The sequence below is a fragment of the Microbacterium sp. K36 genome (genome assembly GCF_004794355.1).
Taxonomy (GTDB): domain Bacteria; phylum Actinomycetota; class Actinomycetes; order Actinomycetales; family Microbacteriaceae; genus Microbacterium; species Microbacterium paraoxydans_D.
In genome coordinates this window covers 14,123-39,042 of record NZ_SSDN01000046.1, presented here as the reverse complement: position 1 = coordinate 39,042, position 24,920 = coordinate 14,123, and the positions used below count along the sequence as shown (strand labels likewise).

At 70.2% G+C, this 24,920-nt stretch carries 32 protein-coding genes and 1 tRNA gene; 12 read left to right on the top strand and 21 right to left on the bottom strand.

All coding sequences use genetic code 11. The features are described 5' to 3' along the window. Nucleotide 1: 1 nt before the first annotated feature. The 3 genes from smpB to ftsE form a co-directional block, all read right to left on the bottom strand. Nucleotides 2–478 carry an SsrA-binding protein SmpB gene (smpB, locus tag DW296_RS03640; RefSeq protein WP_050722832.1) on the bottom strand — a complete coding sequence of 159 codons (477 nt, stop codon included), beginning with the start codon at nt 476–478 and terminating at the stop codon, nt 2–4. Nucleotides 479–546: 68 nt separating this feature from the next. Then, nucleotides 547–1,461 carry a permease-like cell division protein FtsX gene (ftsX, locus tag DW296_RS03635; RefSeq protein WP_136051124.1) on the bottom strand — a complete coding sequence of 305 codons (915 nt, stop codon included), beginning with the start codon at nt 1,459–1,461 and terminating at the stop codon, nt 547–549. After that, nucleotides 1,458–2,552: a cell division ATP-binding protein FtsE gene (ftsE, locus tag DW296_RS03630; protein ID WP_136051123.1), complete on the bottom strand. Its 1,095-nt coding sequence runs from the start codon at nt 2,550–2,552 to the stop codon at nt 1,458–1,460. The genes ftsX and ftsE overlap by 4 nt, the downstream gene beginning before the upstream one ends. Nucleotides 2,553–2,728: 176 nt before the next feature. Between ftsE and DW296_RS16640 the strand changes: the two genes are divergently transcribed. Then, nucleotides 2,729–4,051 (top strand): DUF2510 domain-containing protein, encoded by a 1,323-nt coding sequence (locus tag DW296_RS16640; RefSeq protein ID WP_240742977.1) that lies wholly within the window; start codon nt 2,729–2,731, stop codon nt 4,049–4,051. Nucleotides 4,052–4,117: 66 nt separating this feature from the next. Here DW296_RS16640 and prfB read toward each other — a convergent pair whose 3' ends face one another. Further along, nucleotides 4,118–5,227 (bottom strand): peptide chain release factor 2, encoded by a 1,110-nt coding sequence (prfB, locus tag DW296_RS03620; protein WP_025105296.1) that lies wholly within the window; start codon nt 5,225–5,227, stop codon nt 4,118–4,120. A 122-nt stretch (nt 5,228–5,349) separates the two neighbouring features. Here prfB and DW296_RS03615 point away from each other — a divergent pair, with 122 nt between their 5' ends. Beyond that, entirely contained in the window at nt 5,350–6,591 is a 1,242-nt protein-coding gene (locus DW296_RS03615) for an MFS transporter (protein WP_136051145.1), read from the top strand. A 12-nt stretch (nt 6,592–6,603) separates the two neighbouring features. On the opposite strand, the gene DW296_RS03610 is transcribed toward DW296_RS03615, so the two are convergent. From DW296_RS03610 to DW296_RS03595, 4 genes are read right to left on the bottom strand one after another with little or no spacing between them, the layout of a single operon-like run. After that, nucleotides 6,604–7,032: a pilus assembly protein TadG-related protein gene (locus tag DW296_RS03610; protein ID WP_240742976.1), complete on the bottom strand. Its 429-nt coding sequence runs from the start codon at nt 7,030–7,032 to the stop codon at nt 6,604–6,606. A gap of 8 nt (nt 7,033–7,040) precedes the next feature. Continuing rightward, a complete protein-coding gene (locus tag DW296_RS03605) occupies nt 7,041–7,475 on the bottom strand; it encodes a TadE family protein (protein ID WP_136051121.1) in 435 nt (144 codons plus the stop codon). Beyond that, on the bottom strand, nt 7,465–7,866 hold the full coding sequence (locus DW296_RS03600) for a TadE/TadG family type IV pilus assembly protein (protein ID WP_025105300.1): 402 nt from the start codon (nt 7,864–7,866) through the stop codon (nt 7,465–7,467). Before DW296_RS03600 ends, DW296_RS03605 begins: the two co-directional genes overlap by 11 nt. 1 nt (nt 7,867) lies before the next feature. Next, nucleotides 7,868–8,047, bottom strand: coding sequence for a hypothetical protein (locus tag DW296_RS03595; RefSeq protein ID WP_136051120.1), 180 nt, complete (start codon nt 8,045–8,047; stop codon nt 7,868–7,870). 60 nt (nt 8,048–8,107) lie between these two features. Between DW296_RS03595 and DW296_RS03590 the strand changes: the two genes are divergently transcribed. Then, the gene (locus tag DW296_RS03590) at nt 8,108–8,332 is read left to right on the top strand and encodes a hypothetical protein (RefSeq protein WP_136051119.1); all 225 of its coding nucleotides are present in this window, start codon (nt 8,108–8,110) and stop codon (nt 8,330–8,332) included. Nucleotides 8,333–8,342: 10 nt separating this feature from the next. Next, nucleotides 8,343–8,615: a hypothetical protein gene (locus DW296_RS03585; RefSeq protein WP_126893634.1), complete on the top strand. Its 273-nt coding sequence runs from the start codon at nt 8,343–8,345 to the stop codon at nt 8,613–8,615. A gap of 24 nt (nt 8,616–8,639) precedes the next feature. Here the strand turns inward: DW296_RS03585 and DW296_RS03580 are convergent, their stop codons facing one another. The 7 genes from DW296_RS03580 to DW296_RS03550 form a co-directional block, all read right to left on the bottom strand. Beyond that, nucleotides 8,640–8,936: a DUF7882 family protein gene (locus DW296_RS03580; protein ID WP_025105304.1), complete on the bottom strand. Its 297-nt coding sequence runs from the start codon at nt 8,934–8,936 to the stop codon at nt 8,640–8,642. 40 nt (nt 8,937–8,976) lie between these two features. Beyond that, a complete protein-coding gene (locus DW296_RS03575; protein ID WP_136051118.1) occupies nt 8,977–9,915 on the bottom strand; it encodes a type II secretion system F family protein in 939 nt (312 codons plus the stop codon). Beyond that, nucleotides 9,912–10,769, bottom strand: a complete 858-nt coding sequence (locus DW296_RS03570) for a type II secretion system F family protein (protein WP_136051117.1) — start codon at nt 10,767–10,769, stop codon at nt 9,912–9,914. Before DW296_RS03570 ends, DW296_RS03575 begins: the two co-directional genes overlap by 4 nt. Next, entirely contained in the window at nt 10,766–11,944 is a 1,179-nt protein-coding gene (locus tag DW296_RS03565) for a CpaF family protein (protein ID WP_136051116.1), read from the bottom strand. Before DW296_RS03565 ends, DW296_RS03570 begins: the two co-directional genes overlap by 4 nt. Nucleotides 11,945–12,024: 80 nt before the next feature. Further along, entirely contained in the window at nt 12,025–12,231 is a 207-nt protein-coding gene (locus DW296_RS03560) for a hypothetical protein (RefSeq protein ID WP_136051115.1), read from the bottom strand. A gap of 186 nt (nt 12,232–12,417) precedes the next feature. Further along, on the bottom strand, nt 12,418–12,696 hold the full coding sequence (locus DW296_RS03555) for a hypothetical protein (protein ID WP_136051114.1): 279 nt from the start codon (nt 12,694–12,696) through the stop codon (nt 12,418–12,420). A 14-nt stretch (nt 12,697–12,710) separates the two neighbouring features. Continuing rightward, nucleotides 12,711–13,232, bottom strand: coding sequence for a hypothetical protein (locus DW296_RS03550; protein ID WP_136051113.1), 522 nt, complete (start codon nt 13,230–13,232; stop codon nt 12,711–12,713). A gap of 193 nt (nt 13,233–13,425) precedes the next feature. Here DW296_RS03550 and DW296_RS16405 point away from each other — a divergent pair, with 193 nt between their 5' ends. The 6 genes from DW296_RS16405 (at nt 13,426) to DW296_RS03520 (ending at nt 17,126) form a co-directional block, all read left to right on the top strand. Further along, the gene (locus DW296_RS16405) at nt 13,426–13,818 is read left to right on the top strand and encodes a hypothetical protein (protein ID WP_168428969.1); all 393 of its coding nucleotides are present in this window, start codon (nt 13,426–13,428) and stop codon (nt 13,816–13,818) included. Nucleotides 13,819–13,913: 95 nt separating this feature from the next. Next, entirely contained in the window at nt 13,914–14,711 is a 798-nt protein-coding gene (locus DW296_RS03540) for a glycosyltransferase family A protein (RefSeq protein ID WP_136051111.1), read from the top strand. Further along, entirely contained in the window at nt 14,708–15,556 is an 849-nt protein-coding gene (locus DW296_RS03535; protein WP_136051110.1) for an endonuclease/exonuclease/phosphatase family protein, read from the top strand. Before DW296_RS03540 ends, DW296_RS03535 begins: the two co-directional genes overlap by 4 nt. Continuing rightward, complete coding sequence (locus tag DW296_RS03530; protein WP_136051109.1) at nt 15,553–16,134, top strand: hypothetical protein; 582 nt, start codon at nt 15,553–15,555, stop codon at nt 16,132–16,134. The genes DW296_RS03535 and DW296_RS03530 overlap by 4 nt, the downstream gene beginning before the upstream one ends. A 67-nt stretch (nt 16,135–16,201) precedes the next feature. Continuing rightward, nucleotides 16,202–16,283, top strand: a tRNA-Leu gene (locus DW296_RS03525). Nucleotides 16,284–16,361: 78 nt separating this feature from the next. Further along, nucleotides 16,362–17,126 carry a DedA family protein gene (locus tag DW296_RS03520; RefSeq protein ID WP_062636605.1) on the top strand — a complete coding sequence of 255 codons (765 nt, stop codon included), beginning with the start codon at nt 16,362–16,364 and terminating at the stop codon, nt 17,124–17,126. Between the two features lie 12 nt (nt 17,127–17,138). Here the strand turns inward: DW296_RS03520 and ku are convergent, their stop codons facing one another. Beyond that, on the bottom strand, nt 17,139–17,951 hold the full coding sequence (gene ku, locus DW296_RS03515) for a non-homologous end joining protein Ku (RefSeq protein ID WP_136051108.1): 813 nt from the start codon (nt 17,949–17,951) through the stop codon (nt 17,139–17,141). Between the two features lie 57 nt (nt 17,952–18,008). On the opposite strand from ku, the gene ligD reads away from it, so the two are divergent. Then, nucleotides 18,009–19,988 carry a non-homologous end-joining DNA ligase gene (ligD, locus tag DW296_RS03510; protein ID WP_136051107.1) on the top strand — a complete coding sequence of 660 codons (1,980 nt, stop codon included), beginning with the start codon at nt 18,009–18,011 and terminating at the stop codon, nt 19,986–19,988. Nucleotides 19,989–20,000: 12 nt separating this feature from the next. Here ligD and DW296_RS03505 read toward each other — a convergent pair whose 3' ends face one another. From DW296_RS03505 to murI, 4 genes are all read right to left on the bottom strand, one after another. After that, nucleotides 20,001–20,921 carry a cation diffusion facilitator family transporter gene (locus DW296_RS03505; RefSeq protein ID WP_062636599.1) on the bottom strand — a complete coding sequence of 307 codons (921 nt, stop codon included), beginning with the start codon at nt 20,919–20,921 and terminating at the stop codon, nt 20,001–20,003. Between the two features lie 100 nt (nt 20,922–21,021). Then, nucleotides 21,022–21,615 carry an RdgB/HAM1 family non-canonical purine NTP pyrophosphatase gene (gene rdgB / locus DW296_RS03500; RefSeq protein WP_136051106.1) on the bottom strand — a complete coding sequence of 198 codons (594 nt, stop codon included), beginning with the start codon at nt 21,613–21,615 and terminating at the stop codon, nt 21,022–21,024. Nucleotides 21,616–21,617: 2 nt separating this feature from the next. Next, nucleotides 21,618–22,355, bottom strand: coding sequence for a ribonuclease PH (gene rph, locus DW296_RS03495; RefSeq protein WP_136051105.1), 738 nt, complete (start codon nt 22,353–22,355; stop codon nt 21,618–21,620). 33 nt (nt 22,356–22,388) lie between these two features. Continuing rightward, on the bottom strand, nt 22,389–23,225 hold the full coding sequence (murI, locus tag DW296_RS03490; RefSeq protein WP_136051104.1) for a glutamate racemase: 837 nt from the start codon (nt 23,223–23,225) through the stop codon (nt 22,389–22,391). 62 nt (nt 23,226–23,287) lie between these two features. Between murI and DW296_RS03485 the strand changes: the two genes are divergently transcribed. Then, nucleotides 23,288–24,613, top strand: a complete 1,326-nt coding sequence (locus tag DW296_RS03485; protein ID WP_136051103.1) for a nicotinate phosphoribosyltransferase — start codon at nt 23,288–23,290, stop codon at nt 24,611–24,613. A 21-nt stretch (nt 24,614–24,634) separates the two neighbouring features. Here the strand turns inward: DW296_RS03485 and DW296_RS03480 are convergent, their stop codons facing one another. Continuing rightward, complete coding sequence (locus DW296_RS03480; RefSeq protein WP_060923586.1) at nt 24,635–24,901, bottom strand: DUF3039 domain-containing protein; 267 nt, start codon at nt 24,899–24,901, stop codon at nt 24,635–24,637. Nucleotides 24,902–24,920: the final 19 nt, after the last annotated feature.

The window sequence follows — 24,920 nt, the reverse complement described above, 5'->3', positions numbered from 1 at the left end:
GCTACTCCCCCACCCGGTTGCGCAGCCGCATCGCGCGCTCGGCCTCGCGGGTGTCCTGGCGTTCGCGGAGGGTCTGGCGCTTGTCGTACTCGCGCTTGCCCTTCGCGAGGGCGATCTCGACCTTGGCGCGGCCGTCGGAGAAGTACAGCTTGAGCGGGATGAGCGTGTATCCGCCTGCGGAGACGGCGTGAGCGAGCTTCGCGATCTCCTCCCGGTGGAGCAGGAGCTTGCGGATGCGCTTGGCCGAGTGGTTCGTCCAGTGCCCCTGCGAGTACTCCGGGATGTGCACGGCGTCGAGGAAGACCTCGTTGCCCTTCACGAACGCGTACCCGTCGCTGAGGTTCGCGCGTCCCTGACGGAGCGACTTCACCTCGGTGCCCGTGAGCACCATGCCCGCCTCGTACGACTTCTCGATGTTGTAGTCGTGACGCGCGCGACGATTGGTCGCGATGACCTTCTCCCCGCGTTCCCTGGGCATGATGATCTCCTGTGCTGTGGTGCCGTGGACGGCTCGGCAGCGGATCGGCCGAGCAGCCTTTCAGGGTATCAGGTGCGCAGCCACCGTCGGATCGCGAAGCCGGCCGAGAGCGCGGCGAGCACGACACCGATCCCGACGAGGACCGGGACCACGAGGATCGCGTCCTGCATGGTCACCCACGTCGTGATGAAGGGCACGCGCCCGCGCAGGTAGCCGTTCACGCCGAAGTGCATGCCGGCGACGACCGCCCCGCTCGCGAGGGCCGAGCCCAGGAGCGCGGCGAACACGCCCTCCAGCACGAACGGCGTCTGGATGAAGCGGTTCGAGGCGCCGACGAGCCGCATGATCCCGATCTCCTTGCGTCGCGCATAGGCGGACAGGCGGATGGTCGTGGCGATCAGCAGCGTCGCGGCGATGAGCATGAGGACCGCGATGCCGACGGCGATGTACGTCGCCACCGTCAGGGCGGAGAAAAGCGGTTCGAGGTATTGGAGCTGGTCCTGCACCTGTTCCACTCCGGCCTGCCCGCTGAACGCCTCGGCGAGCACCTGCGACTGGCCCGGGTCCTTCATCGTGACGAAGAAGACCTCGAACGCCTGGTCGGGCGAGAGCACGCTGGCCTGCTCCTCCCCCACCTGCTCGACGAGCTTGGCGTAGGTCTCCTCCTTCGTGTCGAAGGTCATGGAGCTGATGAGGGGCGACAGCGCGTCGCCCTCGAGCTGGGCGCGCACCGCGGCGACCTGCTCCTCGCTCGCCGCGCCGTCCACGCAGGTGTCCGACTCCGACACCGCGGAGCACATGTACACCGCCACCTGGGCGCGCTCGGCCCAATAGCCGCGCATGACGCCGATCTGGGACTGCATGAGGATCGCGGCGCCCACGAACGTCAGCGACACGAAGGTGACGAGCACGACGGAGATCACCATCGAGATGTTGCGCCGCAGGCCGACGAGGGCCTCGGTCAGGATCAGGCCGATTCTCATGAGGTCGGGCCCACTTCCTCGTCGTCCTGGTCGGACAGTCCGAGGCGGTCCGCGACGCCGAGCTCGGCGACGTCCACCTCCGGGATCACGATCGGGTGCGTCCGCGGACCCGCGGGCGCGGGGCGCTCGGCGGCAGGCTGCGGCTGCACGACGTCCGGCGGTTCGACCACGCCAGGCTCCCGCGCAGGCTCCGGGGGCTCGACCACCTGCGGGGTCGCGTCAGCAGCGGGCCTGGTGACCGCGGGAGATGCTGCGGCGGCCCGACGCTGGGCATCCAGCTCCTCGGCCAGCGCGGCGCGGACCACGGAGAGGTCGGCGGTCTGGCGCTGCACCTCCTGCACAGCTGTGAGGGCGGCGGCCGCAGCGGCTCCGCGGACCTCCTCCGGTACCAGGCGCGGGATGTTCGAGGTGTCCCCGTATCCGCCGTGCACCTCGTCGCGGACCATCTCGCCGTCGCGGAGCTCGATCACGCGGCGGCGCATCTGGTCGACGAAGCCCGCCTCGTGGGTGGCCATGAGCACCGTCGTGCCTCCCGCGTTGATCCGCGCGAGCAACTGCATGATGTCGACCGACGTCGCCGGGTCGAGGTTTCCGGTGGGCTCGTCCGCGAGAAGCACCTGCGGACGGTTGACGAGCGCGCGGGCGATCGCGACACGCTGCTGCTCGCCGCCGGAGAGCTCGTGCGGCATGCGCTTCTCCTTGCCGTCGAGCCCGACGAGCGCGAGCGCCTCGGGAACGGCCTGCTGGATGAAGCCGCGGGACGACCCGGTGACCTGCAGCGTGAAGGCGACGTTCTGGTAGACCGTCTTGGACGGCAGCAGCCGGAAGTCCTGGAACACCGAGCCGATGTGCCGACGGAAGTACGGCACCTTCCGGTTCGCCAGAGCCCGCAGATCACGACCGAGGACGGCGACGCGACCCGTCGTGGGCACATCCTCGCGCAGGATGAGGCGCAGACAGGAGGATTTGCCGGAGCCGGAGGCACCGACCAGGAAGACGAACTCCCCGCGCTGCACCTCGAAGTCGACACCGGACAGGGCGGGCTTCGACGTCCCGCGGTAGCGTTTCGTGACGTTCTCGAACCGAATCATGGCGATTCGAGCCTAAGCGCGCTACGGGCCCCGCCCCGGCACGACACCCCGCCGCGCAGGACGCCGCTCCGCTCCTCCGCGGTGCTCGCAGGCCCACTGAGGTCGTCGCCCGCTGCTATACATGGAGTGTCGATTCGCGTCCACCGCGCGCGAGCGCACACACGGAGGGGACCCCCATGACGACACCTGCCGGCTGGTACGACGACGGTTCCGGGCGCCTGCGCTGGTGGGACGGCCAGCAGTGGACGGAGCACTTCGCGCCGGACACGACCGCGACCACAGAGACGACCGCTGCGACGACCGACGAAGCGGTCGCAGAGGACCTCTCCCCCGACACCACAGCCGAGGCGACCGGCAGTGCGCCCCTGGCGGAGGAGGCGGCTGCGTCCGCCGAGCCCTCCGCCACCGTCGCGGCCGAGCGCGAGATCGCCCCGGACGAGCCCGCGACCGACTTCGTCATCTCCCCCGAGCCCGCACAGGACTGGACGGCGCCCGCCTCCGGCGCGCACGACCTCCCCGGTGCGGCACCGGTCGTCCCGCCGGCGGGCGCCGAGGGCGGAGCCGCGGCCTATCCTCCCGCCGCTCCCGGCGCGAATGCGTACCAGGCTCAGGGCGGGTACCCGGCCCCGGGCGCGTACCCGAGCACGCAAGGCGTCGGCGGCTACCCGGGGCAGGCCCCCGCTGGTCAGGGTGCATATCCCGGACAGAACGCCTACCCCGGACAGGCGCCGTACCCTGGCCAGGCGCCGGCTCCTGTCGGGCCGAAGAAGACGTCGGTGCTCGGCCTCGTCGGCCTCGGGATCGCCGCGCTCGGCCTCATCCTCGCGTTCATCCCCCTGACGCTCCCGTTCGCCTGGGTCCTTCTGACGGCCGGATTCATCGTCTCCCTCATCTCGCTGTTCCTGAAGGGCACCAAGTGGCCGGGGATCACCGGTCTCGGGGTGTCCGTGCTCGGCGGGATCGTCGCGATCGTCGTGAGCATCCTCTTCGTCGTGTCCGTCGCGAACAACGTGCGCCCGGTCCCGCTTCCCGACTACGACGAGGGCACGAGCCAGAGCCCGGCGCCGGAGACCGATGACACCGGCGACACGGGCTCGGGGGAGGTCGCCGAGGGCACGCTCGGCGAGCCGGTCGCCGTGCCGCAGATCGAGGGCACCGCCGAGGTCACGATCCGCTCGGCGACGTACGGACCGAGCAACGGCTCGGACTTCGAGGCGAACAACGGCGGCTACCTGGTGATCGACGTCGCCTGGGAGACGCTCGACGGGACGACGTACGTCAACCCGCTCTACTTCTCCGTCGAGACGGCTGACGGTACCGAGGGCGACTACGACATCTTCGGCGACGCGACGCTGGAGTCCAGCGAGCAGAAGGCCGGCTCGACGGTGGAGGGCACGGTGTCGTTCGACGTCGCCGAGAGCCCGTCCTACGTGATCGTCATCACGGACGAGATGCTGCAGGAGGTCGCCAGGGTGACCGTCGAGGCGTCGGCACGCTGATCCACCCGCACCACACGACGAAGGCCCCGGGAGCTCCCGGGGCCTTCGTCGTGTGGGTGTGAACCCTCAGTCCTCGTCTTTGCGCTTGCGCCAGCGGATGCCCGCCGAGATGAAGTCGTCGAGATCACCGTCGAACACGGCGGCCGGGTTGCCGGATTCCTGGCCCGTGCGGAGGTCTTTCACGAGCTGCTGGCCGTAGAGGAAGTAGGAGCGCATCTGGTCGCCCCAGCTCGCGGTGATGTTGCCAGCGAGCTCCTTCTTCTTGGCGGCCTCCTGCTCCTTCTGCAGCAGGAGGAGGCGGTTCTGCAGCACGCGCATGGCCGCAGCGCGGTTCTGGATCTGCGACTTCTCGTTCTGCATCGACACGACGATGCCGGTCGGCAGGTGGGTGATGCGCACGGCGGAGTCGGTCGTGTTGACGGACTGGCCGCCGGGGCCGGAGGAGCGGAAGACGTCGACCCGGATGTCGCTCTCGGGGATGTCGACCTCGGTCGCCTCCTCCATGAGCGGGATGACCTCGACGGCGGCGAACGACGTCTGGCGCTTGTCCGCGGAGCCGAACGGGCTGATGCGGGCGAGGCGGTGCGTGCCCGCCTCGACCGAGATCGTGCCGAAGGCGTACGGCGCGTCGATCTCGAAGGTCGCCGACTTGATGCCCGCGCCCTCCGCGTACGAGGTGTCCATGACCTTCACGGGGTACTTGTGCCGCTCCGCCCAGCGCAGGTACATGCGCATGAGCATCTCGGCGAAGTCGGTGGCGTCGTCGCCGCCGGCGCCGGAGCGGATGGTGACGATGGCGCTGCGCTCGTCGTACTCGCCATCGAGCAGCGTCTGCACCTCGAGCTGGTTGATGAGGTCGGTGAGCGTCTGCAGCTCCTTGCGCGCCTCGATCGCCGACTCCTCGTCGCCCATCTCGTTCGCGAGGTCGACGAGCACCTCGAGGTCGTCGAGCCGCTGCGCGATGCCGGTGATGCGGGCGAGCTCCGACTGGCGGTGGCTGAGGGCGCTGGTGACCTTCTGGGCGTTCTCGGTGTCGTCCCAGAGGTCGGGCGCGCCGGCCTCCTCGCTGAGACGCGCGATGTCCTCGCGGAGACGGTTGACATCGACGACCTCGCTGATGTCGCCGAAGGTGTGCCTGAGCGCCTGGATTTCGGCGGAGAGATCTAGTTCGAGCATGACACCTCAGCCTAACGTGCCGCCCGCGCGCGCGGGGACGGTGGTGTCCGGTCGTCCGCGCCGACCGGAGTAGCGTGAAGGGCGTGAGCAGTGCATCCACGGTCCTCCGCCAGTTCGGGCCGATGGTGTACCTGCCGACCGTCCTCTTCTCCCTCGGCGAAGGTGCGGTCATCCCGCTCATCCCGGTCATCGCCGCGTCCATGGGCGCCGACGTTGCCTTCGCGGCCCTCGTCGCCTCGGCGCTCGTGGTCGGTCAGCTGTGCGGCAATCTCCCGGCCGGCTGGGCCGTTGGCCGCATCGGCGAGCGCTTCACGATGGTGATCGCGGGCGTCATCGCCATCCTCGCCGCCGTCGGCATGGTGTTCGCGCCGTCGCTCGGGGTCCTCGCAGCATCGGTGTTCCTCCTCGGCCTGTGCGCCGCGGCGTTCGGGCTCGCTCGCCACGCGTTCATGACCACGCGGGTGCCGCTGGCGTTCCGAGCCCGCTCGCTCTCCCTGCTGGGCGGCAGCTTCCGTCTGGGCATCTTCATCGGCCCGTTCGTCTCCGCCGGCCTCCTGCAGCTCTTCGGCACCGAGGCCGCGGCGATCTGGTTCTTCCTCGCCTGCCTCGTGGTCATGGTCGTGCTCGTGCTCTTCGGACCGGATCCGGAGAAGACGGTCGCCCCGCTGCGGACGACGATCCGGTTCGCGGAGGACAGCGGAGAGGCCGTGACCGGGTCGATCCCCACCGTCGAGCGGGCCGGGATCTTCCAGACCATGTGGCGGCAGCGCGGAGTGCTCGGTCGGCTCGGACTCGCTGCGGCCTCGCTGTCCGCAGTGCGGTCGGCACGGCAGGTCGTCCTGCCGCTGTGGGGGCTCTCGCTGGGCCTCGACGCGTCGACGATCGCCCTGGTCGTCGGCGTGTCCGGAGCCATCGACTTCGCCCTGTTCTACGCCAGCGGCCAGGTGATGGACCGCTTCGGCCGGCTCTGGGCGGCGATGCCCGCGATGGTGCTGATGGGCGCCGGGTTCCTCGCTCTGTCGGTCACGCACGACCTCGACTCCGCGGTGCTCTGGTTCGGCATGTTCGCCGCGGTCCTCGGCGTCGGCAACGGCCTGTCGAGCGGCATCCTCCTCACCCTCGGCGCGGACGTCGCCCCGAAGCACGACCCAGCCGCGTTCCTCGGGTCGTGGCGCACGCTGACCGATGCCGGCGGCGCGGTCGCTCCGCTCCTCGTCTCGGGCATCACCGCGGTCGCCTCCCTGTCGTTCGCGGCGGGAGCCATGGGTCTGATCGGACTCGTCGGCGCCGCCGGGTTCCTGCGCTGGATCCCCCGGTTCGTCCCTCGGACGCCCCCGCCCACGCCAGACCCGGCCGACGACTGAGTGCCCGGTCGCTCAGCGCAGCGCCGTTCGGCTCGTGGCCGTCGCCTGCAGCGGCACCCCATCCGGCACGAACGGCGAGAGCAGCGGCGGGTGCCAGGTCGCCGCGACGGTGATGCGCGCGCTCACGCCGTCCGGGGTGCCCGCGTCGACGACGGTCGCCTCGAACCCCGCTCCGAGGACGAGCGGCAGCGCCTGCTCGGCCACCCCCGCGTCGGAGAGCGTCGCCCGGGGCACCTCCCCCTCCACCTGCAGCGTGAAGCCGTCCGCTCCGGCGAGCGCCGCCGCGTCCGCGAGCCCGTCCAGCCGCTTCTGGGCGATGTAGAGGTCGGTGGCGCAGATGCACACGAACAGCACCGCGAGCGCGAGGAGGAGGTAGCCGAGCACGAGCAGCAGTACGCTCCCGTCGTCGTCGCCCTCACCGTGCTGCTTCAGGGCCGGCACGCGCCCCCTCATCCCCCGCCCCATCGCCGCGACACCTTCTGCACCGACACAGCCTCCACGGGGACAGAGGTCGCCTGGTCGAGTCCGAGCACGCCCGGCACGAGCGGCAGCGGCACCCGCGTCGAGACCGTGACGACCACCGTCGCTCCGGCCGCCGGACAGGGCGATGGACGGGGGCGGCACGAGACCGCCACGTCGATGGCGTCGGGGTCGATGCCGTACTCCTCGACGATCGCCTCCAACACTCGCTCCCCGCTGCCGGCAGCCTCCGACATGTCGGGTGCCGAGGCGATGGCACGTGCGGCCTGCCGCGCCGCGGCCTCGACGCCCAACGACTGCTCCTGCACCGAGCCCACGGCGATCACGAGGTACAGCAGCGGCACGAGCATGATCACCCCGACGGCGATGAACTCCAGCGAGCTCGACCCCGCATCATCGCGCATCGAACGACTCCGCCGGTGCGTGAGCCTCCACCTGCAAGGCCGCAGGGACACCGACGAGCCCGAACACCGGGAGCGTCGTCCGGATGCGGACCTCGACGGTCTCCTGTCCGCCCCGCCGTGCCGAGGCCACCGTGATGTCGTCCGCATAGGAGGGGCCGACCGCACGACGGATGACCTCGCGCGCCCGCTCCTCCCCCTCCGCGGCCGTGGTGTCGGCGAGAGCCGCGTAGTACGCTCCCTCCACGGCGGCGTCATGGACGACGTTGCGCACGTAGATCGCGAACGCCAGTTGCAGCACCGCGAGGGTGAGCGCGGTGAGCAGGGTGCCGACGAGGAGGAACTCCACCGGGTTCGATCCGCGGTCGTCGGTCACCCCCGCAGGCGCACGCATGTCAGAGCCCCGATACCCGCTGGATGGCCTGCTCGAAGAGGGAGGTGAGCGCGGGTCCGGCGACCGCCCAGATGAGCACGACGAGGCCCGCGGTCATCAATGTGACGAGCACCCAGCCGGGCACGTCTCCCCGTTCGTCGTCTTGCAGGGCACGGAACATCGAGCGCGCACGAGAGATCATGCCGCCAGTGTGCATCGGCGACCCGTCGCGGCGCGGACGTTATCCACAGGGGCGGCCTTCATGGTCGTCTACCGGAAGCCGCGGGAGCGCAATAGGCTCCTGCCCCGTGGAACCCAACCCCTGCTGCCGTCGATTCCGGTGCTGACCGCGATCGTCGTCGGCGTGGTGATCCTCGTCGCCGTCGTCATCATCGTCGTCGCTGCGCGAAGGACGAAGCGGCGGGGTTCTGTACTCCCGTCGCACGATTCGCACAACCCCGGGTCCGGACACCACGACGAGGGATAGCCTGTCACGCATGCGCCCCGGACCTGACGATGAGATGCGGGCGCGGGTCGAGATCGACGGGCTCACCTATCCTCTGCCTCGCGGCACCGATGTCGTCGCCCTCCGAGAACGGATCGAAGCCGCCGCACGTACCGAGCCGACATTCGTCTCGTTCGCCACGTCGGACGGCCTCGCGAGTGTCCTCGTCCACCCGACGTCGCGAGTGTTCCTCTTCCGAGTCAAGGTAGCCGGCGAGGGAAGCCTCGCCGAAGACCTCGGGGGACTACCGGACTGGGACGTCTGAGCGCCGCGGGAAGCCGCGGTAGCGTCAGGAGGTGAACTCGTCGATGAGGAGCTCGCCGCGCGCGTTCAAGCGCTCCATCATGTGACTGACCCGGGCCGGGTCGATCGCCGGGACCGGGTCGGCGTCGAACTCGAGAACCAGCGGGATGGCCGGGTGCATCCACGCGGAGAGCCGACCGGGGCTCTTCTTGCCCGACGGCCACGTCATCATGAAGCTCTCCTGGCGCCGCAGCTTCGTGGAGATAACGATCTTCAGATGCGCCAGCAGGGTGTCCTCGACATCGATCGGCGGACGAGAGCTGTTGTACTCGAGACTTCCCATAGACAAAACGTAAGCCCTCGCGACCTCACCCACCGACCACTCACCCGATGCCGAGGCGCAAGATGAACAGGCCCGGGTAGATCGCGAACACGACGGACAGCGGCAGGATCAGGAAGACCAGCGGCAGCAGCATGAAGATCTCCTTCCGTCCGGCCTGCTCGATGAGCGTGCGCTTGGCCTCCTCCCGCGTGTCGTCGGCCTGCGCGCGGAGGACGGCGGCGAGCGGCGCTCCGTGCTCGAGCGCGGCGACGATCTGGTCCACGGCCCGTGTCAGCCCCGGCAGCTCCAGCCTGGCCGCCATGGCGCTCAGCGCGTCCGCCAGCGGCGACCCCGTCCCGACCTCCAGTACCACGCGACGCAGCTCGCCCGTGAGCTCCCCCGACCCCACACCGGCCACGCGCTTCACGGCATCGAGGAACCCCTCGCCCGCCGAGAGACAGAGCGCCAGGAACTCCAGCGTCGTCGGCAGCTCCTCGGTCAGGCGCACCTTCCGCGCACGCACCCGCGCCGACAGTCGCAGGTCGTACGCCACACCGGCCGCCGCTCCCGCGAGGAGCGGGATCGACCCGACCGGAGGCGACCACCGACCGATCACGACGAGAACGATGACGGCGAGCGCTCCGGCAGCGATTCCGCCCACGATCACCGCGAGCTGACGACCGCGGAAGGCGACGGGATCGAGTGCGGAGCCCGCTTGCGCGAGCCGCCGTCGGAGAGCGTCCGTCCCGCCGAGCAGACGGTCGAGCGCCCGCGCCCCGCGCGCACCGAGGCGGAACCCTCCGGCGGGCAGGGTGCCGGGCCCGGCGAAGGCGTCGCGCGGCAACACCTCGTCGTCGACGACGTCCCGCACGTACGGCGCGATCCGCGACGCGAGCGACGCCGCCCGCCACCGCGGGAGGCCCGCCAGAAGCGAGAGGACACCCGCGGCGAATCCCCCGCCGAGCAGCACGGCCACGGCGAGCGCGGAGAGCCCGCTCACCCGAACCACCGACGCGGCTCGGGCAGCCGACCGATCCGGATCATAAGGCGGAACGCGACGACGGACACGACCGCGCCGACGACGATCACGGCGATCCCTTCCGGGGTGCCATAGGCCTTGGCCCCCTCCGGACGCAGGATCAGGAGGGTGAGGATGACCCACGGTGCCACGGCTCCGAGGACGGCCGCCCCGCGGATCCACGACTGCCGCGCCTCGACCTCGCCGCGGAGCGCCGCGTCGGCGCGCACGGACGACGAGAGCGCCCGCAGCACGCCGATGAGCTCGGTCCCGCCGACCTGCCGCGCCATCCGCAGGGTCTCGATGATCCGGTCCCCGAGAGGATCAGCGAGGACGACTTTCAGCCGGTCGAGGCTGGCGTCGAACCGTCCGCTGCTCCGGAGGTCTCGGGCGAACACGTCGAACGCGGGTCGGAGCGGCGGTGGAGCCGACTCCGCGAGGGTGGCCACCGCATCGGGGAGCGACAGGCCGACGCGGATCGCGGCGATCAGCAGGTCGCAGACGTCGGGCCAGAGCTGGCGCCGCAGACGCCGCAGCCGCAGCCGTCGGCCACGCAGGTAGGCGATCGGCGCCGTGCCTCCGGCCAGCCCAGCGAGAATCGCGAGCGCGGCGCTCCCCGTGACGAGCCAGGCGAGGGAGGCGGCGCCGAGCGCAGCACCGGCGATGCCGATCAGGAGGGAGCGGGTCTGCACCGCCGGAAACCCTGCCTCGCCCGCGAGACGAGCCAGACGACCGCGATGCGGAGCAGTCGCGGAGCGCTCCCTCGCCGGCCACAGCCACGGTGACAGGATCAGGAGCACGCCGGCCGCGAGCGTCGCCCCGAGGAGGATCGTCATGCGAGGGCCTCCGTCCCGGCCACGGTCGATCGGCCGCGCGGGCGCCCGGCACCGAAGACCGGCGTGCTGAGCACCCGCCCCTGGATCACCTCACCCGTCGGCGCGACGATCTCCTCGACGAATCGGCGCCCCGCCGCATCGCGCGCGCAGTGCACGACGAGATCGACGGACGACGCGATCGCCGGAGCGACGAAGTCGCGGTCGATGTTCCGTCCGGCGAGCAGGGGAAGCAGGCACAGCTTGTCGAGCGCCTCCGCGGCGGAGTTGGCGTGGACCGTGCAGGCGCCGGGCACGCCCGTGTTCAGCGCGAGCACGAGGTCGAGGGCCTCGGCATCGCGCACTTCGCCCACCACGAGGCGGTCCGGCCGCATCCGCAAGGCCTCCTTCACCAACCGTCGAAGCGTGATCTCCCCCGTGCCTTCCAGGCTCGGCTGACGTCCCTGCAGCGCAACCACATCGGGGCCGTCCACCGCGAGCTCGAACGTCTCCTCCACCGTGATGATGCGCTGTTCGGCCGCGCAGGCGGCGAGCAGCGCTCCGAGCATCGTCGTCTTCCCCGCATGGGTCGCCCCCGACACGATCACGGATGCGCCCGTCCGCATCGCCTCACCGAGGGCCCGCGCGGCCTCGGGAACCAGCGCGCCCTGTGCCGTGAGCGCCTCCAGCGAGCGATGCCCGGGAAGGAACTTGCGGATGTTGACCACCCACGACCCGCGCACGACGTCGGCGATCGCGACGTGCAGCCGCGAGCCGTCCGGCAGCGAGGCATCGACGAACGGCTGTCCGATGTCCACCCGCCGTCCCGTCGCCTGCAGCATCCTCTCCACCAGATCCCGCACCGTCGCCTCGTCCAACCACAGCGCCGTCCGCTCTGCCACCCCACCCCGCGCCGTGTGCACGGCCCCGTCGCCGTTGACCCACACCTCCTCGATGCCCGAGTCGTCGAGCAGCGGCTGCAGAGCACCGAACCCACTCACCGTCGCCAGCACGTCCCGTACGCACGCCTCTTCGTCCTCGACGAGCACCCCGCCCCGCGCGAGCGCCCGATCATCGTGACGCCGCACCTCCGCCCGGGCCACCTCCCGCGCCCGCTCCGGGTCGGTCGCCGGATCCACCCCCTCGGTCCGCAGCCGACGCCGCACGAGGTCGGCGATGATCGACGCGGGCTGCTCCATCCCTGCATCCTCGCAACGATCCGCTCCCGGCCCGCGGAGTTATCCACACCCCATGCGCGGCCTCCACGAAGAGGCCGAGATCATTCAACGGTTTCGGCGCAAAATGACTTGATCTCCGGCCCGAGATCCTCGATCGCATACTCGAAATCAGCTTCGGAAGTCACCATGCCCGTCAGCGTCACAGCCACCTCATCCGCTTCTCGTCCGATACCAGGAAAGACGCTCTCGTACGACTCTGCGAGCGCTCCATCGGGAGACCCGAGCACCTGATTCCGGGCGATGCTCACGACTCCGACAGTGCAGGCCCGCACACCTTCTTGCTCTCGCGTGAGCGGTTCGGGCGACGGAGCCGAGGTTCCGTGTGATGGTCCGATCTCGAGAATGTCCTCAATCTGTGCGAGACGCTGCGGCGGACCGAGAGCGAACCAGTTGGCCCCCGCGATGACATTGAGGTCATCCCCGAACTGCCCCTCTCAGTCCACAAGCACTTGCCCCACCGAGGCGTCGGACTGGTAGGCGCGAACCGTCACCCAGCGTCCATCGCCCCCGACGCACTCGAAGCCCGTCATGGCGTCGTAGTGATACACGTCGTCTTCGAGTACGCGAACCTCAGCACAGTCGAGATCTTGGGCAAGACGCCTAACATCGTCACCCGTCAGTCTCAGTTGCGTCGATTCCGTGACTGATTCTGCGGCGGTGCAGCCGCCGGCCATCAGGACGACAGCCCCGATGGCCAGCGGAGCGAGGCTCAATCGCCTACGGTCGTTCACCCGAAGTCGCCAGCCCACCCGATGGGAACGGAGGTAACGTACCCCCGCATCTGCAAGTTCCCGGCGACGTTTCCCCACGGGACGGTCCCGGAGCCTGAGCTATTGCAGCCCAATCCACGCCATGTTTGCACGTATCGAGTACCGGATTTCACGAACCCCTTGCCTTCGGCACAAATCCGTCCGCTGGAGTTGAAGTTAGCGGCCCAGTCGTAGGTCCACTTCGCCTTGGCGTCCCAACCAATCACCGAACAACCTTGAACAGACGTGTACTTGGTCCCTGTCCCGGGGACGACCCAGCCGGTCCGGCAGAAACTTCCCGAACGCGCGGTTGCGCGCGTCTGGGTGGGCGAGCCAGCGATCTGGACGCCTGAACTCGGGTCGAAACCCGGCATGACGTCGGCGCGATACTCGACGCCATCCACGGTGATGGAGTCATTCACGGGCTGAACGTAGTCGTCAGCTGCGGCTGGCGATGACAGAAGCGCGATCCCGACCAGCGAGACGGCAGTGGCGAGCATCGAGATGTTCCTCGTGCGGTTCATCTTTGTACCTTTCTATGCAGCCCGCCTGCGAAGAAGGTGCCACAACCTGCGTCTCTTGTCTGTCCTCCTTAATGCCGACTTGAACGATGCGCGGTCGTGTTATATGGATCAGCAGACTGCTTCTGGGGAACGCTGGAGGGCGTTCATTCCATCGACGTATGGTGGGGGCATGAAGCGGTTCACTGTCTCGTGCGGCCTCCTCGGCGTTCTCCTCCTGTCCGGCTGCACCAGTGGTGCCGATCTCCTGCAGTGCCAGAGCGTGGCCGCCGTCGACACGGAGCTCGAGGCCTTCTTCGCCCAGGACACGGTCGGCGGCACGCCGAGCCCGGAGCAGACCGAGCGCCTGAAGAAGCTCGCGGACGAGTACGCCGATCTGGAGGTCGACGGCGAGGTGCAGGAGGCTGCGACCGCGGTGAGCGACGACCTGCGCGCGCTCTACGACTACCGCGTCGGCGTCCAGAACGGTGACGACGCGGACCCCGACCGCGAACAGGAACTCCGCCGGACCGCGATCGATACCTTCGTCGAGGGGCAGGCCGTCTGCATAGAGAACTCCTCCTAAGGTCTCCCGTATCGAGCCGCCCGCCCTGGTGTCAACCGGTACGTCCCCCGCCGTCGCGCTCCTTAGGCTGAGGAGCAGACCTGCAAGGAGACGACGTGCACCGCGCCACACCAGCCGCCCCCGAACCGACCCTGAGCGTGGTCATCCCGGTCAAGGACGACGCGGCGGAACTGCGGCTGTGTCTCCGCGCCCTCGCCCGGCAGACGCTTCCTCCCGACGAGATCATCGTCGTGGACAACGCCTCGACCGATGATTCGGCCGCCGTGGCTGTCCGGCAGGGTGCACGGGTCGTGCGGTGCGACACCCCGGGCATCCCCGCGGCGAGCGCGACCGGGTGCGACGCGGCGACGGGCGACGTGATCCTGCGACTCGACGCGGACGGTGTCCCGGGGCCGCGGTGGATCGAGACGATGGCAGCCGCGTGCATGCGGGATCCGCGGGTCGGCGCCTGGACAGGCGGGGCTCATTTCGTGGACGGCCCTCGGTTCTTGCGCCGCCCCCTGGCGGCGGCCTACCTCTTCTCCTACGTCGTCGTGTGCGGCTCGGCTCTCGGTCACGTACCGCTGTTCGGGTCGAACCTCGCCCTCCGCCGATCGACGTGGCTCGCCGTCCGGGACCACGTGCACCGCGCCGACGCCGACCTCCACGACGACCTCGACCTCGCCTTCCATGTCGGCGAACGCCACCGCATCCGCTGGCTCCTGCACACCGACATGGGCATCTCCATGCGCCCGTTCGGCAGCGGCCGCTCCTTCGCCCGCCGGGCCTGGATCGGCGCCCGCACCGTCCTCATGCACTGGCCGGAGGACTTCCCTCCCGTGCGCTGGGTGCGGCTCGCTCTGCGCCGCGCACTGCACCGACTCGGTGTCCCTGCGCCCGGAGCCCGCCGATGACCGCCCCGCTCCTCGGAACACCGTCTGCCACCGAGCTGCACGTCATGACCCTCAACATCCGCCGCGACCTCGGCGCGCTCGCCTGGCCGCGCGCCGACCGCTGGGAGATCCGACGCCCCCGGCTGACCGCGCTCCTGCGCACCGAGCGGCCGGACGTCGTCGGTGTGCAGGAGGCCCTTCCCGCGCAGGCCGCCGCGATCTCTGCCGCCCTCGGGCCCTCGTTCCGCCGCGTCGGCCATGGCCGCCTCCCGGGACCCCGCGGCGAGGGCTGTCCGCTCTTCTACGACGCCGACCGGCTGGAACTGCGCACCTGGCGACAGATCGCCCTCTCACGCACCCCCGATCGCCCCGGTTCCCGCTCCTGGCTGAGCGTCGCGCCGCGCGTGGCGGTGGAGGCGTCCTTCCGCGACCGCCGCACGGACGCCGTGCTCACCGTGCTCAACACCCACCTCGATGCGTTCTCGCCCTGGGCGCGGCTCCGTCAGGCGCAGGCGGTGCACGACGTCGCCGCCGCCTCTGCTGCTCCCGTCGTCGTCCTCGGGGACCTCAACGCCTCCGCCGGCTCGGCAGCATGGCGCGCCCTCGAAGCCGACGACGTCCTCCGCGATTCGTGGACGTCCGCCGTGTCCCGACGCACCCCCTCCTGGAGCACGTTCGCCGGCTATCGGACGCCCCGCCGCGGACGCCGCATCGACGGCATCCTCGTCTCCCCCGCGCTTCCCGTGCGCCGGGCCGGCATCGACGCGCGGCAGTATGGAGGGGGCTGGCCGTCGGATCATCTCCCCGTGCACGCCCTGATCGATCTGGCCCCGTTCGCCGCCGTCGCCTCCGAGGAGCCCGCATGAAGGAGGACTTCCTCCGCCCACCGCAGTCCGTGGCAGAATACGGTGCCGACGCCGTCCGGGTGATCGGCATCCTCAGCGTCCTCGTCGCAGCGATCTGGTCGACAGCGACCGACGCCGGCATCCTCGCCCTCGCCCTCCCTGCCCTCATGCTCCCCCGCGTCCTCGGGATGCGCGGCGGCATCGACCTCGCGATCGGCCTGATCGTGCTCATCGCGGCGGCGAGCAACGTGTTCGACCTGTACCGCACGCTCACGGGGTGGGACCTCGTCGTGCACTTCGTCTGCACAGGCGCCCTCGCCGCCACCGGCTACCTCGTGCTCTCCCGCCTCGGCATCGTCACCGCGCAGGAGTCGCCGACGTTCCGCCCCCGCATCCCGATCGTCCTCTGCACCGTGATCGGGCTCGCGGCCAGCGCCGTGTGGGAGATGATCGAGTGGGCGGGTCGCACGTTCATCACCGACGAGATCTTCGTCACCTATGAGGACACCATCGGCGACATGGCGATGGGCGGCCTCGGTGCACTCGCGGCGGGAGCCCTCGTCGCCGTCGTCCGGTTGGAGCGTCGCCGCTCGGCGTGACGGCGCGGAACTGCGGGACGATCCCCAGGGTCGAACAGCGCGCGGGTCAGTAGACTGAAGCCACCGCGCGGGAGTGGTGGAATTGGCAGACACGCAGGATTTAGGTTCCTGTGCCCCAGGGCGTGTGGGTTCAAGTCCCACCTTCCGCACGACGGGTGCTTCGGCGCCCGCATCGCTCCACCGCCGACACCTCACGACCGACGGGAATCCCGCCAGTGCTCGAAAGCATGCTGCACGCCCCCACCGCGCTCATCCCGTGGCTCGATCCGCAGACGATCATCGGGGCGGCGGGTCCGTGGGCGCTCCTCGTGGTCTGCTTCATCATCTTCGCCGAGACCGGTTTGCTGGTCGGCTTCCTTCTGCCCGGTGACACGCTGCTCATCATCGCGGGCCTGCTGACCCACACGAGCAACGTCTTCGGCGTGAACATCTGGGTCGTCTCGCTGCTCATCGCCCTCTCGGCGTTCATCGGCGGCGAGGTCGGCTACGTCATCGGACACAAGGGCGGCCCCGCGGTGTTCGAACGCAAGGAGTCCGGCCTGTTCAGCAAGAAGAACGTCGAGCGCACCAACGCGTTCTTCGAGCGCTTCGGCGGACTCACCGTGATCCTCGCGCGCTTCGTGCCGATCGTGCGCACGTTCGCCCCGGTCGCCGCCGGCGTGGGCCACATGCCCTGGCGGCGCTACTCGCTCTACAACTTCATCGGAGCGATGATCTGGGGCTTCGGCCTCACGATGGTCGGCTACCTCATCGCTTACATCCCGTGGATCCGGCACCTCGTCGTCGAGTACATCGACATCATCCTGCTCATCGCCGTCGGCGGGACGGCGATCGTCACCCTGTGGCACTACCTCACCGAGCGCCACAAGGCGAAGAAGGCCGCGGCCGCGGGCGAAGACGTCGTGACCGACCATGAGGAGGCGGAGGAGCTCGTCCTCGACGCCGACGTGTTCGACCGGGCCCCCGACCTCGACGGCGACGGAAAGCACTGACCCCGTGGCGGGTCAGCCCGCGTTCTTCGAGCGCTTCTCCTTGGAGCGGGCCACGCTCGCGCGCAGCGCCTCCATCAGGTCGATCACCTCGCCGCCGTCCGCTGCCTTCTCGGCGTCGCCGCCGAACGTCTCGGCCACATCGAACGTCTCCCCGGCCTCGATCTTCGCGTCGATGAGGGTGCGCAGTTCCTTCTGGTACTCGTCGACGAACTCCTCGGGGTCGAAGTCGGCCGAGTAGCTGTCCACGAGCGAAGAAGACAGCTCCAGCTCCTTCTTCGAGATCCGCACGTCCTCATCGAGAGACGGGAACTCCGCCTCCCGGACCTCGTCCGACCACAGGAGCGTCTGGAGCACGAGCACCTTGCCCCGCACGCGCAACGCGGCGAGCCGGGTCTTCTGGCGCAGCGTGAACCGCACGATCGCGGTGCGGTCGGTCTGCTCCAGAGTCTTGCGCAGCAGCACGTACGCCTTGGGCGACTTCGAGTCGGGCTCCAGGTAGTACGGCTTGTCGAGGGTGAGCGGATCGACCTGCTCGGAGGGCACGAACTCCACGACGTCGATCTCGCGGCTCTTCTCCGCCGGCAGCGCGGCGAGGTCGTCCTTGGTGAGCACGACCGTCTGGCCGTCGTCGACGTAGGCGCGGTCGATGTCGGAGTACGCGACCGTCTCGCCGCACACCTCGCAGGTCCGCTGGTAGCGGATGCGGCCGCCGTCCTTGTCGTGCACCTGATGCAGCGGCACGTCGTGGTCCTCGGTCGCGGAGTACACCTTGACCGGCACGTTCACCAGCCCGAACGTCAAGGCGCCCTTCCAGATCGTCCTCATCACACCAGTAGACACCAGCCCCACCCGTCACGACCACCCCTTGACTACGCTGGCTCCATGGTGGGAGAGGCGCAGGTCGTACAGGTCGACGGCCGACGACTGCGCGTGACCAACCTCGACAAGGTCGTCTATCCGGAGACGGGCACGACCAAGGGTGAGGTCATCGCCTACTACACGGCCATCGCGCCCCTGCTCCTGCCGCTCCTCGACGGCCGCCCAGTCACCCGCAAGCGCTGGGTCGAGGGCGTCGGCACCGCCGCCGCCCCCGAAGACTCCTTCTTCACGAAGCAGCTCGAGCCCGGGGCTCCGGACTGGATCCCGCGGCAGGACATCCAGCACTCCGACGGTCCCAAGGCGTACCCGCTGGTGGAGGACGTGCCCACGCTCGTGTGGCTCGCGCAGGTCGCGGCGATCGAGCTGCACGTGCCGCAGTGGCGGTTCACCCCGGAGGGTCTGCCCGGACGCCCGGACCGTCTCGTGCTCGATCTCGATCCCGGACCCGGTGCCGACCTCGCGCAGTGCGCCGAGGTCGCCCGGATCGCCAGGACGCTCCTCACCGGCATGGGTCTCGACCCCCTTCCCGTCACGAGCGGCAGCAAGGGCATCCACCTCTACGCGTCCCTGCCCGGGGAGCAGACCAGCGCCGAGGTCTCAGCCGTGGTCAAGGAGCTGGCCCGCATCATCGAGAACGAGCACCCGGATCTTGCGACGAGCGTCATGTCCAAGGCCGTGCGCGGGGGCAAGGTGTTCCTCGACTGGAGCCAGAACAACGGCAAGAAGACGACGATCTCCCCGTACTCCCTGCGCGGGCGCGCTCGCCCCGGGGTCGCGGCGCCACGCACGTGGGAGGAGCTCGACGATCCGGGGCTCGCACACCTCGAACTGGACGACGTGCTCGCGCGCGCGGCTGCGGGATTCGACCCCCTCTCGTCGCTCCGCCCCGACGCTCCGGCACTGCCTGCGAACGCGCCCGCCGCGACCCTGGCACCCGCGATCCGGGCGGCGGCCCCCGCCCCCGCCCGCCACGGACGGCCCCTCGCCGCGCCCGCACCGTCCCCCGCCGGAGCGACCCTCCCCTCCCTCGCCCCGATGCTCGCCGAGAACGGCACCCCCGCGATCGCTCGGAACCTCAGCACCCCGTCCTGGGTGGAGGTGAAGTGGGACGGCATCCGTGCGATCGGCACCTGGCGCGACGGGCAGATGTCGCTGCACGCCCGTCGCGGCACCGACATCACCGCCCGCTACCCCGAGCTGACGGCCGACGGCGCCCCGTTCCTCCCGGTCGACGAGGCGATCGTCGACGGGGAGACCGTCGCCTTCGACAGCGCCGGCCGGCCGAGCTTCTCGCTGTTGCAGAACCGCATGCATCTCACCCGGCCGCGGGAGATCGAGCGCGAGGTCGTGCGCACGCCCGTCGTGTACATGCTGTTCGACCTGCTCCGTCTCGACGGGCACGACCTCACCGGGATGCCGCTGCGCGAGCGGCGGACGCTGCTCGGCGACATCGTGGCGGGGGTCGACGCGCCTATCCGGGTCCCTCCCGTCTTCGACGACGTGGACGCGGCGCTGGCCGCGAGCGAGGAGTTCGGTCTGGAAGGCGTCGTCGTGAAGGACCCGGCGTCACGGTATCGTGCCGGCCAGCGCTCGTCGTCCTGGCTCAAGCTCAAGAACACCCGCATGCAGGAGGCGGTGATCGTCGGCATCCGCCCGGGGAAGGGCGAGCGGGAGGGCACTCTCGGCTCCCTCCTCCTCGCGGTCCCGGAGGATGGCGATCTCCGTTACATCGGTCGTGTGGGCACCGGCTTCACGGACCGCATCCTCCGCGATCTCCTGGCGCGCCTGGAGCCGCTGCGGGTGCCGCGCGCACCGCTCGACGGTGTCCCCCGACCCGACGCCTCCGACGCACTGTGGGTGCGCCCCGAGGTCGTGGGCGAGGTGGAGTTCGCGAACTGGACGCCGGACGGCTTCCTGCGGCACGCCCGCTGGCGGGGTCTGCGTCCCGACAAGACCGTCGACGAGATCACCGTCGAGGCCTGAGGGGCACGCCGCTCAGGCGTGGTGCGGTTCGCAGTCGCTCTGCTCGGCTGGTTCGATCTGGAACGTGGAGTGCGCGACGTCGAAGTGATCCGCGAGGCACGCCTGCATCTCCGACAGCAGCGCCGCCGAGCGGCCGTCCGCCAGCAGGTCCGGCCGCACGCTGACGTGCGCGGTGAAGACCGGAGCACCGCGGGTGAGCTGCCACACGTGCACGTCGTGGACCCCGACGACGCCGTCGTAGCCGAGCAGGTGGGTGCGGATCTCGCCGACGGCCATGCCCTTCGGCGCCGACTCGGCGAGCACGGAGAACACCTCCTTGAGCAGGACGAACGCCCGCGGGATGATCATCGCCGCGATGAACAGCGAGGCGAGGGCGTCGGCCGGCATCCAGCCCGTCACGAGGATCACGCCCGCCGCGATGATGACCATGAGCGAGCCGAGCAGGTCGCCCATCACCTCGAGGTAGGCGCCGCGCACGTTCAGGTTCGTGCGCTGGGCACGGCTGAGCAGCCACATCGACACCGCGTTCGCGACGAGGCCGACGACCGCGACGACGAGCATGAGCCCGCCGGCGACCTCGACCTCGGCGGGGTTCAGTAGCCGCTGCACCCCCTGCACGGCGACGACCGTGGCGAGGGCGATGAGGATGACCGCGTTGATGAGCGCGCCGAAGACCTCCGCGCGCTGATAGCCGAACGTCCGCCGGTCGTCCGCGGGCCGCGCCGCCACGGTCGCGGCGATCAGCGCGATCACGAGCGCCGAGGCGTCCGTGAACATGTGCGCGGCGTCCGCGAGCAGCGCCAGCGAGCCCGTGAGCAGAGCTCCGACGACCTGCACGATCATCACGGTGGCCGTGAGGGTCAGGGAGATCGCGAGCAGGCGGCGGCTGCTCGCCGAACGGAGACCGCCGGGCGCGGGCGCGTGATCGTGCATGCCCCCAGGCTAGCCCGGTGGCGGGTGCAGCGAGGCCGTTCCCGGCTAGTCGGGAACAGTAACGATTCTCAGCTTCAGCAGGGATTCTTCCGCGGAATGCTCAGAGCGCGGCGAGCAGCGGCACGAGCGCCGTGAAGGCGCGGGCGCGATGCGACTGCGCCTGCTTCTCCTCCGCCGTGAACTCCCCCACGGTGCGCTCCGCGCCGGCCGGCTGACCGTCCGGGAGGAAGATCGGGTCGTAGCCGAAGCCCCCGGCTCCGGAGGCTTCGTGGGCGAGGCGTCCGGGCCAGACCCCCTCCACGACGTGCTCGCGACCGTCCGGGAGGACGAGCGCGATGGTCGAGGTGAAGTGCGCCGATCGATGCGGGTCGGCGATGTCACGCAGCTGGTCGAGCAGCAGCTCCAGGTTCGCCGTGGCGTCCTTCTTCTGCCCTGCCCAGTACGCCGAGAACACCCCTGGCGAGCCGCCGAGCACGTCCACGCAGATGCCGGAGTCGTCGGCGAGCGCCGCGAGGCGGGTGTGCGCGGCAGCCGCACGCGCCTTGAGGAGCGCGTTCTCGGCGAACGTCACCCCGTCCTCGACCGGCTCGGGACCGTCGTAGCCGACGACCTCCAGGTCGGGCCGCGTCTGCTGCACGATCTGCTGGAACTCCGCGACCTTGTGCGGGTTGTGGGTCGCGAGGACGACGCGCATGCTCAGGCTCCCGCCAGAGCGGCGAGCTGCCGGTCCTTCAGCTCCGCGCAGCCGGCGACCCCGAGGTCGAGGAGCGCGTCGAGCTCGCGCTTGTCGAACGGCGCCCCCTCGGCCGTGCCCTGCACCTCGACGAACAGGCCGCGACCGGTCACCACGACGTTCATGTCGGTCTCGGCGCGGACGTCCTCGACGTAGGCGAGGTCGAGCATCGGCTCTCCGTCGACGATGCCGACCGAGACCGCGGCGACGGAGTCGAGCAGCGGCGTCGAGTTCTTGCCGATGAACTTCTTGTCCCGTCCCCACTCAATCGCGTCGGCCAGGGCGACGTAGGCGCCGGTGATGGCCGCCGTGCGGGTGCCGCCGTCCGCCTGGAGCACGTCGCAGTCGATGACGATGGTGTTCTCGCCCAGCGCCTTGGTGTCGACGACGGCGCGGAGAGCGCGTCCGATGAGGCGGGAGATCTCGTGCGTCCGGCCGCCGATGCGCCCCTTCACGCTCTCCCGGTCGTTGCGGCTGTTCGTCGCGCGCGGGAGCATGGCGTACTCCGCTGTGACCCAGCCCTTGCCCTTGCCGGTGAGCCAGCGCGGCACACCGTTCGTGAACGAGGCGGTGCACAGCACCTTCGTCCCGCCGAAGCTGATGAGAGCCGAGCCCTCGGCCTGCGCGCTCCAGCCGCGCTCGATGGTGATCTCGCGGAGCTGCGAGGTGGAACGGCCGTCGGCGCGGACGATGTCGGTCATGTGCTTCTCTCGGTCGGGGATGGAGCGACGGGCTCAGCGCGCGTCGAGGGCGGAATCGGGAAGCGTGATGACGCCGGTCTGGACGAGCTGCACGTCGCGCACCTCACGGCCCATGAGCCGGTTCGCGAGCGCCGTGAAGTCATCGGCGGAGTCGCCCGTGGCCTCGTAGACGTAGGTCGCGGTGGCGTCGGGCGGCGCCAGCAGATCACCGCGCACGAGCTGGCGGTACACGTCACCCGCGGTCTCGTCGTCGCTGGAGACCAGGGTCACGCCCTCCCCCATGACGTAGCTGATGGCGCCACGGAGGAACGGGTAGTGCGTGCAGCCGAGGACGAGCGTGTCCACCTCGGCCTCGCGCAGTGGTGCGAGGTACTCCTCGGCGACGGCCAGCACCTCGGGGGTCCCGGTCACCCCGGCCTCGACGAACTCGACGAACCGGGGGCAGGCCGCCGTGAACACCTGCAGGCGCTCGTTCACCTCGAGCATGTCCTGGTACGCCCGGGAGCCGATGGTGCCGACCGTGCCGATCACGCCGACCCGGCCGTTCCTCGTCGTGGACACCGCGCGTCGCACGGCCGGACCGATCACCTCGACGACCGGCACGTCGTAGCGCTCGCGCGCATCGCGCAGCATGGCCGCGGAGGCCGTGTTGCAGGCGATCACGAGCATCTTCACGCCCTGGTCCACGAGCGTGTCGAGCACCTCGAGCGCGTAGCGGCGCACGTCGGCGATGGGCTTGGGGCCGTACGGCGAGTGGGCGGTGTCGCCGATGTAGACGAACGATTCGCGGGGCAGCTGGGCCCGGATGGCCCTGGCCACCGTGAGCCCGCCGACACCGGAGTCGAAGATCCCGATGGGCGCGTCGTTCATGACCCCCAAGCCTACCCGCGTGCGCGGCGCCTCGTGCATCCTGGCCTCACTAAGCTGAGCGCATGACCACGTCGACGGCGCTGCTCACCGACCGTTACGAGCTCACGATGCTCGCCGCCTCGCTCCGGGACGGCACCGCCTCCCGTCCGAGTGTCTTCGAGCTCTTCTCGCGACGGCTGTCCGGCGGACGCCGCTTCGGCGTCGTGGCCGGCACCGGGCGGCTGCTCGGGCTGCTGCGCGATTTCCGCTTCGGTGACGACGAGTTGCGCTTCCTCCGCGACGAGCGCGTCGTCGACCCCGAGACCCTCGCCTACCTCGAGCGCTATCGCTTCACCGGGACCATCCGTGGCTACCGCGAGGGCGAGCTGTACTTCCCCGGGTCCCCCATCCTCACGGTCGAGGGCTCGTTCGCGGACGCGGTTGTCCTGGAGACCCTGGCGCTGAGCGTGCTCAACCACGACTCCGCCGTCGCGACGGCCGCCGCGCGCATGAGCATCGCCGCCGGTGAGCGACCGCTCGCCGAGATGGGCTCCCGCCGCGCGGCGGAGCGCTCGGCGGTTGCTGCCGCGCGGGCCGCCTACATCGCCGGCTTCGGCGCCACGAGCAACCTCGAGGCCGGGCGCGCCTGGGGCATCCCGACCATGGGCACCGCCGCCCACTCCTGGACGCTGCTGCACGACAGCGAGGAGGACGCCTTCCGGGCACAGGTCGAGAGCATGGGCGTGGACACCACGCTCCTCGTGGACACCTACGACATCCGCACCGGCGTTGAGACCGCGATCCGCGTGGCCGGGACCAGACTGGGCGGCGTCCGCATCGACTCCGGCGACCTCCCGATCGTCGCCGCGGAGGTCCGGGCACAGCTCGACGAGCTCGGCGCCACCGAGACCCGCATCACGGTCACCAGCGACCTGGACGAATACGCGATCGCAGCCCTCGCCGCCTCCCCCGTGGACGCCTACGGCGTCGGCACCTCGGTCGTCACCGGCTCCGGGTATCCGACCGCGAGCATGGTCTACAAGCTCGTCGCCCGGCAGGACTCCGATGGGGCATGGATCGGGGTCGCCAAAGCCTCGGCCGACAAGGCGTCGTTCGGTGGGCGCAAGGCGGCGTTCCGCACCCTCGACGACGGCGTCGCCGCAGCGGAGACGGTGGTCGTCTCCGACGGCTTCGAAGCGCTGGATACGCCTGCCGAGCACCCGGACGGACGTCCGCTCCAGGTCACCCTCGTCGAGGGCGGCGAGATCGACACCGCCGCCGAGGGCGCGGCGGGGACGGCTGCCGCCCGCGCGCATCACCTGCGTGTGCGCGAAGAGCTGCCGGTGCGCGCGCTCGCACTCAGCAAGTCGGATCCGGCGATCCCGACGGTCTACGTCGAGGCGGACTGAGGCGCAGACGGCGGTCGGCGGTCAGCCGACCATCGACTCGTAGATCTCCTTGCACGTGGGGCAGATCGGGAACTTCTCCGGATCACGACCCGGCGTCCACTTCTTTCCGCAGAGCGCGCGGACGGGCTTGCCCGTGATCGCCGACTCGAGGATCTTGTCCTTCTTGACGTAGTGCGAGAAGCGCTCGTGGTCGCCCGGTTCGATGTTCTCCTCGCGGAGGAGCTCTTCCAGTTCGCGATCAAGCGTTGCCACGCCGCCCTGATCGGGGCTGTCCAGCGGAGTACTCATCCCGTGATTCTAGCCGCGT

Coding starts and splice junctions, on each gene's coding strand:
- DW296_RS03535 (WP_136051110.1), top strand. CDS start 14,708: ATGACCGCCCCGCTCCTCGGAACACCGTCTGCCACCGAGCTGCACGTC.
- DW296_RS03600 (WP_025105300.1), bottom strand. CDS start 7,866: ATGCGTGCGCCTGCGGGGGTGACCGACGACCGCGGATCGAACCCGGTG.
- DW296_RS03485 (WP_136051103.1), top strand. CDS start 23,288: ATGACCACGTCGACGGCGCTGCTCACCGACCGTTACGAGCTCACGATG.
- prfB (WP_025105296.1), bottom strand. CDS start 5,227: ATGCTCGAACTAGATCTCTCCGCCGAAATCCAGGCGCTCAGGCACACC.
- DW296_RS03615 (WP_136051145.1), top strand. CDS start 5,350: ATGGTGTACCTGCCGACCGTCCTCTTCTCCCTCGGCGAAGGTGCGGTC.
- DW296_RS03565 (WP_136051116.1), bottom strand. CDS start 11,944: ATGGAGCAGCCCGCGTCGATCATCGCCGACCTCGTGCGGCGTCGGCTG.
- DW296_RS03520 (WP_062636605.1), top strand. CDS start 16,362: ATGCTGCACGCCCCCACCGCGCTCATCCCGTGGCTCGATCCGCAGACG.
- ftsX (WP_136051124.1), bottom strand. CDS start 1,461: ATGAGAATCGGCCTGATCCTGACCGAGGCCCTCGTCGGCCTGCGGCGC.
- ligD (WP_136051107.1), top strand. CDS start 18,009: ATGGTGGGAGAGGCGCAGGTCGTACAGGTCGACGGCCGACGACTGCGC.
- DW296_RS03605 (WP_136051121.1), bottom strand. CDS start 7,475: ATGCGCGATGATGCGGGGTCGAGCTCGCTGGAGTTCATCGCCGTCGGG.
- DW296_RS03580 (WP_025105304.1), bottom strand. CDS start 8,936: ATGGGAAGTCTCGAGTACAACAGCTCTCGTCCGCCGATCGATGTCGAG.
- DW296_RS03550 (WP_136051113.1), bottom strand. CDS start 13,232: ATGCTCGCCACTGCCGTCTCGCTGGTCGGGATCGCGCTTCTGTCATCG.
- DW296_RS03530 (WP_136051109.1), top strand. CDS start 15,553: ATGAAGGAGGACTTCCTCCGCCCACCGCAGTCCGTGGCAGAATACGGT.
- murI (WP_136051104.1), bottom strand. CDS start 23,225: ATGAACGACGCGCCCATCGGGATCTTCGACTCCGGTGTCGGCGGGCTC.
- DW296_RS16405 (WP_168428969.1), top strand. CDS start 13,426: ATGAAGCGGTTCACTGTCTCGTGCGGCCTCCTCGGCGTTCTCCTCCTG.
- DW296_RS03595 (WP_136051120.1), bottom strand. CDS start 8,047: ATGATCTCTCGTGCGCGCTCGATGTTCCGTGCCCTGCAAGACGACGAA.
- ku (WP_136051108.1), bottom strand. CDS start 17,951: ATGAGGACGATCTGGAAGGGCGCCTTGACGTTCGGGCTGGTGAACGTG.
- DW296_RS16640 (WP_240742977.1), top strand. CDS start 2,729: ATGACGACACCTGCCGGCTGGTACGACGACGGTTCCGGGCGCCTGCGC.
- ftsE (WP_136051123.1), bottom strand. CDS start 2,552: ATGATTCGGTTCGAGAACGTCACGAAACGCTACCGCGGGACGTCGAAG.
- DW296_RS03505 (WP_062636599.1), bottom strand. CDS start 20,921: ATGCACGATCACGCGCCCGCGCCCGGCGGTCTCCGTTCGGCGAGCAGC.
- DW296_RS03590 (WP_136051119.1), top strand. CDS start 8,108: ATGGTCGTCTACCGGAAGCCGCGGGAGCGCAATAGGCTCCTGCCCCGT.
- smpB (WP_050722832.1), bottom strand. CDS start 478: ATGCCCAGGGAACGCGGGGAGAAGGTCATCGCGACCAATCGTCGCGCG.
- DW296_RS03570 (WP_136051117.1), bottom strand. CDS start 10,769: ATGACGATCCTCCTCGGGGCGACGCTCGCGGCCGGCGTGCTCCTGATC.
- rdgB (WP_136051106.1), bottom strand. CDS start 21,615: ATGCGCGTCGTCCTCGCGACCCACAACCCGCACAAGGTCGCGGAGTTC.
- DW296_RS03480 (WP_060923586.1), bottom strand. CDS start 24,901: ATGAGTACTCCGCTGGACAGCCCCGATCAGGGCGGCGTGGCAACGCTT.
- DW296_RS03585 (WP_126893634.1), top strand. CDS start 8,343: ATGCGCCCCGGACCTGACGATGAGATGCGGGCGCGGGTCGAGATCGAC.
- rph (WP_136051105.1), bottom strand. CDS start 22,355: ATGACCGACATCGTCCGCGCCGACGGCCGTTCCACCTCGCAGCTCCGC.